General features: G+C 38.0%; 10 protein-coding genes. 1 reads left to right on the top strand and 9 read right to left on the bottom strand.

Annotation, left to right across the window (positions count from 1 at the left end; genetic code table 11):
• Positions 1–49: 49 nt before the first annotated feature.
• The 9 genes from MHH85_RS06945 to MHH85_RS06905 all read right to left on the bottom strand — a co-directional run bounded on the left by MHH85_RS06945 (position 50) and on the right by MHH85_RS06905 (position 11,337).
• Positions 50–1,522, bottom strand: a complete 1,473-nt coding sequence (locus MHH85_RS06945) for an aldehyde dehydrogenase family protein (RefSeq protein ID WP_340706417.1) — start codon at positions 1,520–1,522, stop codon at positions 50–52.
• Positions 1,523–1,569: 47 nt separating this feature from the next.
• Positions 1,570–2,691, bottom strand: coding sequence for an acyl-CoA dehydrogenase family protein (locus tag MHH85_RS06940; RefSeq protein WP_340706416.1), 1,122 nt, complete (start codon positions 2,689–2,691; stop codon positions 1,570–1,572).
• Positions 2,692–2,714: 23 nt separating this feature from the next.
• The gene (locus MHH85_RS06935) at positions 2,715–3,911 is read right to left on the bottom strand and encodes an acyl-CoA dehydrogenase family protein (protein ID WP_340706415.1); all 1,197 of its coding nucleotides are present in this window, start codon (positions 3,909–3,911) and stop codon (positions 2,715–2,717) included.
• Between the two features lie 33 nt (positions 3,912–3,944).
• Positions 3,945–4,379, bottom strand: coding sequence for a Zn-ribbon domain-containing OB-fold protein (locus tag MHH85_RS06930; RefSeq protein ID WP_340706414.1), 435 nt, complete (start codon positions 4,377–4,379; stop codon positions 3,945–3,947).
• Between the two features lie 11 nt (positions 4,380–4,390).
• Positions 4,391–5,554, bottom strand: coding sequence for a thiolase C-terminal domain-containing protein (locus MHH85_RS06925; RefSeq protein ID WP_340706413.1), 1,164 nt, complete (start codon positions 5,552–5,554; stop codon positions 4,391–4,393).
• Positions 5,555–5,594: 40 nt separating this feature from the next.
• Positions 5,595–6,008: a MaoC/PaaZ C-terminal domain-containing protein gene (locus MHH85_RS06920; RefSeq protein ID WP_340706412.1), complete on the bottom strand. Its 414-nt coding sequence runs from the start codon at positions 6,006–6,008 to the stop codon at positions 5,595–5,597.
• A gap of 62 nt (positions 6,009–6,070) precedes the next feature.
• Positions 6,071–6,529: a MaoC family dehydratase N-terminal domain-containing protein gene (locus tag MHH85_RS06915; RefSeq protein WP_340706411.1), complete on the bottom strand. Its 459-nt coding sequence runs from the start codon at positions 6,527–6,529 to the stop codon at positions 6,071–6,073.
• 7 nt (positions 6,530–6,536) lie between these two features.
• Complete coding sequence (locus tag MHH85_RS06910) at positions 6,537–8,711, bottom strand: acetate--CoA ligase family protein (protein WP_340706410.1); 2,175 nt, start codon at positions 8,709–8,711, stop codon at positions 6,537–6,539.
• A 553-nt stretch (positions 8,712–9,264) separates the two neighbouring features.
• The gene (locus MHH85_RS06905; RefSeq protein WP_340706409.1) at positions 9,265–11,337 is read right to left on the bottom strand and encodes a helix-turn-helix domain-containing protein; all 2,073 of its coding nucleotides are present in this window, start codon (positions 11,335–11,337) and stop codon (positions 9,265–9,267) included.
• 498 nt (positions 11,338–11,835) lie between these two features.
• Between MHH85_RS06905 and MHH85_RS06900 the strand changes: the two genes are divergently transcribed.
• Positions 11,836–12,144: a DUF3784 domain-containing protein gene (locus MHH85_RS06900; protein ID WP_340706408.1), complete on the top strand. Its 309-nt coding sequence runs from the start codon at positions 11,836–11,838 to the stop codon at positions 12,142–12,144.
• Positions 12,145–12,146 lie beyond the last annotated feature (2 nt).

Here is a 12,146-nt window from a genome sequence, read left to right as displayed (position 1 = left end):
CCACCTCCGTAGAAAAAAATCCCTACAAAGGTGGCGAATTTCACTTACATTATTCACTTTCAATATAACAAGTTTTCTCACGTGTGTATTCTAAAATAGAATCGGTACCAAAGCCGCTTTCTTTTACACCGCCAAATGGTAGTTCTGGACCTACTCTTCGGTAAGTATTGACCCAAACATTTCCTGATTCTATTTGTCGGATTAGTCTTTGTGTTCGATTCAGATCTGATGTCCAAATGCCTGCTCCTAAACCGTAAGATGTGTCATTTGCTATGGCAACGGCTTCCTCTTCTGTATCAAATGGAATAACAGTAGCTACTGGGCCGAAGATTTCCTCTTGGCAAATACGAAGCGAATTATTTTCTACTTGTATTAATGTAGGTTCTACCCAATAACCGTCAGCTAACTCGGGATGTTCAGGTAAAAGTGTTCCACCTCCGTGTCGGCCTCCGTAGATAATTTCGCCACCTTCTTCTTCTCCTATCGCTATATAGTTGCAAACTTTCTCATACTGTGTAGCATTCGCGATGGGTCCCATAGTACTTGTTGGGTTCATTGTATGTCCTAACTGTATTTGTTCATTTAAAAGATTTTTCATTTTCGTGATCATTTTATCAAAGATAGATCTTTGAATTAAGATTCTTGATCCACCTACACAGAATTGACCAGCGTTTCCACTGAATATGCCATTAAGTGATACACCGTATGCAGCTTTATCTAGATCTGCATCCTCAAATACAATGTTAGGTGACTTCCCTCCCAATTCCAAAATCATTGGTTTCGGATTTTCAGCTGTGGAATTGGCAATGGCCTTGGCTGTTCCACCAGAGCCTGTTAGACTGACTTTTTTAACTTTTGGATGCCGAACTAATGTCTCCCCTACTTCATTTCCTAAACCTGAAACAACATTCAGAACGCCTGGTGGGAGAATTTCATTGATGAGTTCCCCATATCGTAAAGAGGCCACAGATGCCAATTCAGAAGGTTTGATAATGACTGTATTACCGGCAGCAAGTGCATAAGCAGCCTTTACGGTAAATGTAAATAATGGCGCATTCCAAGGAATGATTCCAACGACCACGCCAAATGGTTCGCGTAATGTATACCCTGTACATGTAGTGCCTAATTGGACTGTTTCTCCTTTACTAGCTATTGCCGTTGCTCCTGCTGCATCATACCAAAAGCTCGCTAAGCTAGGTATTAGCCCATATTGCGTTTCCCGAAACACCCAGCCATTATCTTGAGTTTCTAAAGCAGCTAATTCTTCACCATGCTGAACAATGTAATCACCTACCTTGCGCAAGTAAGTAGCACGATCTGTAGGAACTAATGAGGACCAATCTACAAAAGCTTCATTTGCAGTCTCTACAGCTAACTCGGCATCTTCTTTTGTACCACAAGGAATTGTTGCCCATACCTTTCCTGTTGATGGATCAATACTATCTAAATGGCCACCTGATGAAGAAAGCAAATTACCATTAATGACATTTTTATATTCTCGAATTTCATTTGCTATTTTCATAGTCCATCTCCACCTTTAAAATGATATTTATTCCGAAATACTTCCTTTTACCAGCCAAGTGCAACTGCTGCTTGCTGATAATGCTGTTCCGTATTCCCTAAATAATTTTCGTAGTACCTTGCACGCTTAACAAATAAATGACAATCGATTTCTTCAGTGAAACCTATTCCACCATGGATCTGTATATTATGAGCAGCAATATTATTAAATGCTTCCGTTGCAAAAAGTCGAGCACAAGAAATAGCTTGAACACGATCAGCTGCATCACTTTCTAATGCCCAATTAGCATAATGTGCTAAAGAACGAGCTGTCTCAAGATCCATCTTCATATCTACAATTCTATGTTTGATCGCTTGGAATCTACCAATTGGCTGACCAAATTGCTCGCGGATATTAGCATACTCCGTAGCCATCTCAACAATCTTTTCCATACTACCTACGATTACAACTGATAAAGCTGCATTAAATGATAGTAATCCTTCTTGCAGTGTTTCCCATCCTTGATTGATTGGTCCTAACAATTGATCTTTTGGAATTCTGACGTTTTCAAAAGTTAATTCTGCTACTCGTCTTGTTTCATCAATATTCTTTTGTGGTTTGAGCGTTAAGTTCGCTGACGTTTTATCCACGATAACGAGTGAAATTCCTTCATCGGTGCGTACTAACGCTATAAAATAATCAGCTATTTCAGCATCTGGTACTAATGTTTTGACACCGTTTAGAATAAAGTCTTCATTATCATTAGTAGCTGTCATATTAATGCCTGATGGATTATAGCTACCCTCTGGCTCTAGCCAAGCTATAGAAAATAGCGTCTCTCCACTTGCAATAAAAGGTAAGTACCTTGCTTTTTGCGCATCTGTTCCAAACTTCTCTATTAACGGTACTGCTAGAGCATTCGTTTCTAAAAATAATCCAGGTAAGATTACACGTCCTATTTCTTCTAAAACAGGTACTAGATCAAGAGCACCTAAACCCATTCCCTCGTATTCTTCTGGAATATTAATACTCGGACACCCTAATTCAGCCATGCCTACTATGATTGACTGTAGTAATTCCGTGTTTCCTTTACTATATTCTCGAGCAATTTTCGTTTGCTCCACATCATCTAAATACTTTCTTACATACTCACGAAACATTTCTTGCTCTTGGCTTAAAGAAAAGTCCATTTGACTCACCCACCTTTTTTAGATTAACGGCCCATATCCTTTGGCAAACCTAGAATGCGTTCCGCAATTGTATTTTTTTGAATTTCACTCGTACCGCCGCCAATCGTTTGACCAAAGGAGTATAGGTAATTATCCTGCCAATAAGAATTACCGGATACTGCGTCTTCCTTCCATAAAATCCCTTGATGTCCTTGAATGGATATCGACTGGGAAAGTAGCTCTTTTGTTAGCTCACTAACCATCAATTTATCCATTGAGCCTTCTGCACCAGGTCGTCCTGTTTTTATAGTTTTTGTTAAATTTCGATAGTAATTTAATAAAGAACCACGGGAACGTGTATATAAATCAACCATTGATTTCCGAATAAGTGGTTTCGAAATTAATGGTTCACCATCCTCTTTTAAATCTTTTGCTAATGCAGCTAGCTCATTAAATTGCTGCTCCAATGTGAAAACTTGGGCACCAATACCGGTTCTTTCATGCATTAAGAGTGCAATAATTACATGCCATCCTTCATCCACTTTACCGATAATTTCTGCATCATACGCGACTGCATCGTTCAAATAAACTTCATTAAAATCATGCTGTCCATCCATTTGGATAATCGGCCTTGTTTCTACACCTGGTTGATTCATATCTAAAAGGAATACAGTAATTCCGTGATGTTTCTTTTCAAAACGGTTAGTGCGCGCAACTAAGAAACATCGGTCAGCTATATGACCAAAACTAGTCCATACTTTCTGCCCATTAATAATCCAGCGGTCGTCGTCCTTGACTGCCGTTGTTTGAATAGCCGCTACATCAGAACCTGCATTTGGCTCTGAATACCCTTGGCACCAAACCTCTTCACCAGTGAGAATCTTTTGAATGAACTTTTCTTGTTGTTCCTCTGTTCCAATTTGCATTAGTGTTGGACCGACCATGTGAATACCTACATAGTTAACAAGTGGTGGTGCTTTCACTCGAACCATCTCTTGGTGATAAATAATTTCTTCCATTAGTGACGCTTTTCGACCACCGTATTTTTCTGGCCAGGCAATTGCAGCCCAGCCCCCTTCATATAACTTTCTTTGCCAGTTTCTTAAAAACTTCGCATACTCACCTTCATCGGTAGGTAATTTACTTGTACCTTCTATCCAACCTTCTGGTAAGTTCACCTCCAACCATGTTCTTAGCTCTTGTCGAAACGCTTCTTCCTTTTTAGTAAATGAAAAATCCATAGTCTCTATCCCTCCTTCTTTTAACAATTAGATTTAGGCTTGAACCCACTGTGGCATTGCTCTATCTTCTGTAATGTCTTCCCATATCATTTTGACGGGTAATCCTACTTGAATGTCATCTGGTGAACAGTTCAAGACATTGCCGATTATTTTCACTTGTGGTAAATGTTCTAATTCCACTACAGCTATGATGAGTGGACAATCATTTTGGAAGCCTGGCAAAAATGGACGGTAGGAAACGACATATGAATAGACCTTACCTAAAACCGTGCTACCTTGACTCACCCAACACAGGTCAGTACTGCCGCATTTAGTACAGCTAGGACCGGGTGGATGTGCATATTCATTGCAACTTTTACATTTTTGTAATATTAACTCATGTTGATCTGCTCCGTCCCAATATGGATGATTATCTTGGGTTTTTAATGGAATCGGTTTGTCATATCCCACTTTTGTTGTCTCTCCCATTGTCATTCCTCCTATTTTCTTAGAATCATTGCACCAGCAATATCCGGACCTGCCCAACCAGTACAAATGCCGATTTCACAGTTTTCTACTTGACGCTCGGTTCCTTCATATTCATGACGGACTTGTCGTACGATTTCGAGGACGTTATTCATGCCATGCGTATAACCTTCCGATAGCATTCCTCCAGCTGTATTTGTAGGTAATTTACCATTCATTCGTAAGTTTCCAGCTGCTACAAAATCTCCTACTTCTCCGCGAGGTGCTAATCCGTAGGCCTCTAATTGACGCAAAACTACCCAGCTATAACAGTCATAAATTGACGCAACTTGAATATCTTCTGGCTTTACTCCTGCCATTTTATAAACCTCAGGTGCAACATAATCCGCAGCTACTTCATCTAAGTTTTTCCAGTAGTGTGCATGTGATACACATTGTCTTGCAGCCATTCCCATAATGTAAACAGGCTTTGATTTGCAATCTTTTGCTCTCTCTGCAGAAGTGACAATGATTGCATTCGCTTCGTCAGATTCCAAACAGAAATCATGCTTATTAAACGGATAGCTTAGTGGAGCTGTTTGTAAATACTCTTCCATAGATACAGGTTTGCCATAAAAGAATGCTTTAGGGTTTCGTTGCGCATGCTCGTATGCGCTGACACATACGTGCCCAAGATGTTCTTTTGTTAAACCTGTTTCATGCATATGCCTTGTCGCAAATAATCCAAACCATTGCGAAGGGCTTACTGCACCATAAGGTATAATGAAGCTTCCACCTTCAATTGCTGTCTGAAGAAGATCGACATCCCAACCACCGCCCCCCATTCGTACGCCTGATCGGCCATTCATAGAGCGATATATTAATACGGTATTAACTTGACCTGTTTCAATCAAACCAATTGCATCCGCGATTAACATCTCCGTACTACTACCACCACCCATAATATCCTTTACATATTTTGGCCGAACACCAAGATAGGTTGCTACTTGATGAGCTGTACATGAATCATTCTCTGAATAACTCATAAAGCCATCGATATCTTTTGTCTCAAGGCCAGCATCATTTAATGCGGCTCGTGCTGCATCTAATGCCATATGTAATGGCGTTGTGCCAGAATTTTTGGAACGTTCACTTTCTCCCACACCTACAATTGCATAGCGATCTTTTATACTTGCCATTTTTACTATCTCCCCTTTCCATTTCACTCCATTAAAATGATTAAAATTTCAATACAACTTGACCTGAACCGACTACATGTGAGGCTTCTTTCTCTGCTGTGAGATCAAGTACGACAAATTGCTTCCCGTCTTCTACATACATACGATTAACTAGCGCCTTACACGTTATTTGATCTCCAGGAACTGTAATAGCGCCAAACCTCATTTTAAAATTAGTTGGAACTGCTGTAGTACCTGCTAGTTTCATTACATATTCGCTAAGAAAGCCCATTACCAACATGCCATGTGCAATTACACCAGGCATTCCCACTTTCTGCGCAAATGCGTCATCCGTATGTAACGGATTAAAATCTCCTGAAGCACCTGCATACTTAACCAATTGAACTTTTGTGACAGTTGGTTTTGTAAGAGATTCCAGCTGTTGTCCTTCATGTAAATCTGCGTAACTCACCATATTCATCTGCCTCCTTACTTGGGGGCTTAAAGTGATTCTTAGCCCCATATATTTTCTTAATATTAGTTATTAGCTGCTACGCCCGCTAAAGGTCGATAAATAATGTTCGTACGACTGATGACAACTAGTTCACCAGAGGGATCCTTTATTTCTGTATCAAGCACTAAAAATTCCATAGGTCCTTTTTTTCCTTGCCTTTCATACACATCAGACACCTTCAGTTGGCAATGTAATTTATCCCCTGGACGAATCGGGCGGTGATAGATAAATTCCTGTTCGCCATGTAGCATTCTTTTGTGATCTAGTCCTAGATCAAGATTTTCCCCACTATCCTGACCAATAGCGATTGGGAAAGTTAGCGGTGCAATAATGCCTCCATATATCGTTGTAGCCGCATACGCTTCATCAACATATAAAGGATTCGGGTCTCCAATTGCCTCAGCAAATTGTCGAATATGTCTTTTTTCTACTTCAAAAGTGAATTCTGCTCCTGTTAAACCTTTTAAATGCGCCAATTCCATACACTTTCTACCCCCTAATTGTCGCTATCAAATCTGTTTTATTTTTGACAACAAGCATGGCATCAGCCGCTTTTACTTCTTTTTCATATACGATCAACGGATTTATATCTAACTCTTCAATTGAATCCTTGTAATCTGTTACTAAGGCTGATACCTTCAATAGCACATCAACAATCGCATCCACATCAAGCGCGGCTTTACCTCTTGCACCTTTTAATATGTCTTTTCCTTTTAATTCATCAATCATTTCTAGTGCATCTTTTCTTAAGATAGGAGCAACTCTAAATGAAATATCTTTATATATTTCTACGAAAATACCACCTAGTCCAACCATGACAACTGGCCCAAATACTGCGTCATTGTGGGCACCTATAATTATTTCTACTCCATCAGCTAACATTTCCTGAATTGAAACACCATTGATACTTGCGTTCTGTTTATAGTGACTAGCATTAGCAATAATTTGATGGAATGCTTGTTTTACTTCTACATCTTTCGTTAAATTTAATCGAATGACATCCGCTTCTGTCTTATGTGGAATATCTGGTGAATCCACTTTTAAGACAACTGGATAACCGATATTATTTGCGTACTCTACAGCTTCTTCCGCTGTTTTTGCAATCATACGAGTCGTCGTTGGAATTTGATAACGTTCTAACACTTCACTCGCTTGCGCTTCACTTAAAGTTGCACCTGGTGTTAATAAACTCTCAACATCATATTGCTTATCACTTTCTACATCAGCCGTTTCATTATTTTTCTGATTCTCACGGTAGTACTGACCATACTCTACTAATTTCGATAGCCCTCTAATTGGATTCAGATGACTTGGTACAACTGGTATACCATTTTTCACAAGTTCCTCCGTTGCTGGTGGGTAGCTCATTCCGTCTAATGTAAACGTCGTTATACAGACATACTTATCAGAACAATTACAGATTTTAATGAACTCTTGTAAGTGTGGCGATTCAGCTGTCCAACTATGTGAGAACTCTGTGAAAACGATATTATCCACTTCCGGATCTTCAACAAGGGCTTTTAATGGTGCTAAAAATAACTCTGGATTCGTAACAGATGCTGCAGCTGTGAGATCGATCGGATTGGAAACGCTTGCAAAACTAGGTACATTGTGTTTAATCTCAGATGTTGTCTTACTACTAAGAGGTATAATATTTAATCCATAAGCTTCACATCGATCAGCTTCATTTATCCCTCTGCCACCCGAGCTTGTAATAATTACTGTATTTTTCCCTTTAGGTAGCTTCTCTTTTTGAAAAAGCTTAGAAAAAGAGATGATATCTTCATAATCGTCTGCTCGCACAATACCTGCCTGTTTGAAAAATGCATCATAGATTTTATCTGAACCGGCAAGGGATCCTGTATGAGAAGCAGCCGCTCTACTACCTGCTGTGCTACGTCCTGTTTTCATAATAATGATAGGCTTATTTCGATCCAGCGCTTCTTTTGCTAGGCTTTTAAGTTTTTCGGGATTTTTGGCACCTTCTAAATAGCCGCTAATAATGTTTGTGTTGGGATCGTGAATCATATATTCCGCAAAATCGGAGAATTCTGATTCCATTTCATTCCCTGTGCTCACGAAGTAATTGAAACTGACTCCATTTTGTGCGGCTGCCATATAAGTTAACACTCCAAATGCGCCACTTTGAGAGACATAACCTACGCCCTTTTGACCATCTGTTGGAACTGTTAAAATAGCCGGAGAAAAAGTACCAATTAAACCGTTCGAAACGTTCACTAACCCAACGCAGTTAGGTCCAACAATTCGTATACCATTTTCTCTAGCAACCTCAGTTAACCGGGTCTGCAGTTCTATCCCCTCTTTACTCGTTTCAGAGAAGCCCGCTGCAAAAATTATTGCTGCCTTAACTTTCTTTTCTACACATGCCTCAATACCTGCCTCTACTCGATTCGCAGATACACAAAAAATAACTAAGTCGATGTCAAAAGGAACATCTTGTAAAGTTGGGTAACATGTTAATCCAGCGATTTCGCTAGCAGAAGGATGTATTGGATAAATATCACCAGTAAATTTTCCATCTAACAACGCCTTAACTTGTAAATAACCGATTTTGTAGTGGTTCTCAGAAACACCAAGAACTGCGATTGACCGTGGCTTAAACAAAGCTTCAAGATCCTCATACTTCTTCTTAACTTCTGTCATCTATATCCCCCCATCTGCTAAATAGTTGAACAGATACATATCTGTTCAAACAGTTTACCGCTAGCCGTTTATAATTCTAGAAATTATTAATCACTAAACTTATATAATTATTAGGTTGTGAAAAAAATCTGAATGTCTTTAAATGTGAGGACTGACAATAGGTTGTCATAAGATGAAAAAATCATCTATTCTCGATAACCCCGACATCACTGCAAGCCAACCCCGACAATGATGCAACATACACGCATGGAATAAATGAATGATTTCTCTGGTAGGTTAAATTTTCTTCTCAGTAGGTTAAATCTTCTTCTCAGTAGGTTAAATCTTCTCCTCAGTAGGTCAAATCTTCTCCTCAGTAGGTTAAATCTTCTTCTCAGTAGGTTAAATCTTCTTCTCAGTAGGTTAAATCTTCTTCTCAGTAGGTTAAATCTTCTTTTCAGTAGGTTAAATCTTCTTCTCAGTAGTTTAAATCTTCTTCTCAGTAGTTTAAATCGACAAAAATTTTTAAGAACAACAAAAAACCTCTGCAGTTCTGCAGAGGTTTTGATTCAAGTTAAGTTTCATATATATCTAACCATTTGATTATTTTTTTACGTATTTTAGCTGAAGGGGTTATGACGGTTCTTTCAATGTTGCTGACGTAAGAAGGTGAAATTTCTAGTGCCTCTGCTACTTGGAACAAGGTGAGTTGTAAACTTTTGCGACAATTTTTTAATCTTTCCCCTAGTAATTGTTGGGGATTTTGAGCATTCGGAATAACAGGAAGTTGCTGTTCCTTATTTCGGCCTTTTTGCTTTTTTTCAATTGAGCGGTAATGGTCCTTAATGATCTCAGGTGGCTCGATTAGAACAGATGCATTTAACCACATTCGCGACCATCCTTTATAATCGGCAATTGCTTCATCCCATTTTTCATAGTGCCATGAAGCAATTACACCATCATCAAGTAACGTATCCAATGCCTTTTCGAAACGCTCCCTTGTTCGGGAAGGCGTTTTAACGTTCACTTTTTCTCCAATTGATTCTAATAATGTATGGATTTTATTTGGTTGTAAAAATGAACCTTTCCTTGCTTGCGTTCTCCAACGCCAGCTAAAGTATCTTGATAACCTTTTCTCCCATAATTGTTTATATGGATGATATTGCAGAGCCTTCATAGAGAGCAAAGCCACTTGCCTGCTAGAACCATTTAAGTATTTCGCAAACACTTGATCGATTGTAAAAGTTATCTTTTTTGCGCAATTCTTTTCTGAAATCGAGTATTCTTGACCTTGTTCATTTATAAAAATAAATGTTCGTCCTTGCAATTTTAATTGTACTGGCTTACCTTTTTCATAAATAGTGGCTTTATCAATGCTAAGCCATATACTTTGAATATTCGTAAGCGATTTTAGAATTTGCTCCTTTTGTTTCGCTTCAAATCCGCCACGGCGTCCTTCTCCACCTAGCTTGGGCTTCAAACCTCTCAACGCTAATAAATCATTCAATTCAATTTCAATCATTTCCTCATTATGCTTTGCTCTTGATAAAAAGATTCCACAAAGCGCATCAAACACATCCACATCAACATCTGTCAATGAATCAGCAACATGCCAAGCTTCTTGGATAGTTGTTACGTTCGGATTAATGCAATGATTGTCTGTTTCTATCTTAGGGATAATTTGAATAAAGCCTTCTGTATTACCTTTATTAATTCTCGTTGTTGGCCAAGGTGACTGCTCGATTTGACTAAAACCTTTTTTGAAAATAGCCTCTCTTACAGCTTGATACGGAGCAGAGTTCATCACAAATAGATGATTATGAATCATAAAATTATAAGCAAAATCTCGAAGTTTGGAAATTAATAAACCCTTTTTTTCCAGTGCGCCTTTATGTTGATTAATACTACTTTCTATTTCTGGAATTGCTAGTTTCCCTAACTTTATCTCATCTATAATATTTTGAACCCATTGCTGTACATAGACATTCACTATTTGAGCAGTCTTCTCAACAAATTCTGTATTTTCAGAAAAATTAGTAGTCAAATAGTTGTAAAACATTTCTTTTAGTTCTCTATCATCTAATTTAGCTAATTCCTCTGCCTGACTAATCAGCCCAGCTTCTTCTAGCATCCACTCAAATAATTGATGCCTAAACCAGCTATAAAAATCCTCCCAAGTAGATGACTCTGCTAAAAATGAATTTACTTTCAGTGAATTTTGTAATTGGAGAAGCTTTTCTTCAATTACACTAGGATCTGTTAAAATAGGATGACTTTTTAAATGTGTTTGATTTCTTTCTGCTAATAAATAAAACATTATGTTTTTGGCGATCTCTGCAATCATTTCATCTCTAGCTTTTAGCCTTAGGTTCAAAAATACCTCTTCATTTTTTTGATAAACTGCTTCCTTTATGATAAAGGTCTTTGCGAGTAGTGCATTACCTGCAGCTTGTATTTTAAATATTTCCCCATGCATTTGATGCTGATTAAATAAAGATTCATAATCAATTGATTGCTCGTTTTGTGCAGGGATATACAAAACAAAAAAGTTATCTATTTTGCTCGCGAATTGTTTTGTTACTTCTGCCATATAACTATTATCTGATGCGTCCTTCTTAAAACGGGATAGAATATCATTTATTTGCATAGGTACCTCCTCCATCAAAATCCAAATTCATTCACATAACCCTAAATGTTAACGGATGAGTCACAAGTCGCTTAGCTCTATAAAAATATAACGCAAAAATACTTTATCTCTATACATTCTACAATTAAACTGTAAACCCTTTCATTTTCACGTTTAAATGCTCGGAAAAACAGAATTTCTCTAGTTATTAATTTGGATCTTAATAATTTTGATTGATGATTGGCGCCATATAGATCGATTGAGATGTTTATTGCGTTAAGTCGGCTGTTTGTTGCGTTAACTCCGTTGATTGTTGCCTTAAGACGGCTGTTTGTTGCACTAACTCCACCGTTTGTTGCGCTAACTCGGTCCTTTGTTATTTAGCAGAATATTCACGTCCAAAAGGCTGTGTTTTTTATTGGAAAGGTATTTTGGAATATTAGGAGAATACTATAAATAAGACAATTCAAATATAATTACTCCTCGTATTTAACTAGAAGATTCGTTCCGGAGGTATCGATGATGCTATTTATGTTTATTTTTCAGATTGTTTTTGCGTTGCTCATTATTACTTTAGGTATAGTAGTTTGGCGGTATAACATGATTGAATTAATTGGTTTTTATAATCAATCTGAAAGAAGTAATGGCAAACCAGAAAAGATCACTAGAAAAATCGGGTTATATTGCATATTATCAGGCGTAGGTCTTCTTATTACTGCATATTTTGCATCTATTGCAAGATTTGGTGGAGTAGCATATGTCCCTCTTCTTACATTAATGATTACTGGTGTAATTTTCTTAAGATTAGATCTGTGGATTGATCAATAAAA

The organism is Viridibacillus sp. FSL E2-0187 (genome assembly GCF_038006425.1).
In the GTDB taxonomy this organism is placed as follows: domain Bacteria; phylum Bacillota; class Bacilli; order Bacillales_A; family Planococcaceae; genus Viridibacillus; species Viridibacillus arvi.
This window is presented reverse-complemented; position numbering and strand designations above follow the sequence as displayed.

Excerpts from the sequence above, each read along its gene's own strand:
- MHH85_RS06915 (WP_340706411.1), bottom strand. The coding sequence starts at position 6,529 with ATGGAATTGGCGCATTTAAAAGGTTTAACAGGAGCAGAATTCACTTTT.
- MHH85_RS06940 (WP_340706416.1), bottom strand. The coding sequence starts at position 2,691 with ATGGACTTTTCTTTAAGCCAAGAGCAAGAAATGTTTCGTGAGTATGTA.
- MHH85_RS06900 (WP_340706408.1), top strand. The coding sequence starts at position 11,836 with ATGATGCTATTTATGTTTATTTTTCAGATTGTTTTTGCGTTGCTCATT.
- MHH85_RS06920 (WP_340706412.1), bottom strand. The coding sequence starts at position 6,008 with ATGGTGAGTTACGCAGATTTACATGAAGGACAACAGCTGGAATCTCTT.
- MHH85_RS06935 (WP_340706415.1), bottom strand. The coding sequence starts at position 3,911 with ATGGATTTTTCATTTACTAAAAAGGAAGAAGCGTTTCGACAAGAGCTA.
- MHH85_RS06905 (WP_340706409.1), bottom strand. The coding sequence starts at position 11,337 with ATGCAAATAAATGATATTCTATCCCGTTTTAAGAAGGACGCATCAGAT.
- MHH85_RS06945 (WP_340706417.1), bottom strand. The coding sequence starts at position 1,522 with ATGAAAATAGCAAATGAAATTCGAGAATATAAAAATGTCATTAATGGT.
- MHH85_RS06930 (WP_340706414.1), bottom strand. The coding sequence starts at position 4,379 with ATGGGAGAGACAACAAAAGTGGGATATGACAAACCGATTCCATTAAAA.
- MHH85_RS06925 (WP_340706413.1), bottom strand. The coding sequence starts at position 5,554 with ATGGCAAGTATAAAAGATCGCTATGCAATTGTAGGTGTGGGAGAAAGT.
- MHH85_RS06910 (WP_340706410.1), bottom strand. The coding sequence starts at position 8,711 with ATGACAGAAGTTAAGAAGAAGTATGAGGATCTTGAAGCTTTGTTTAAG.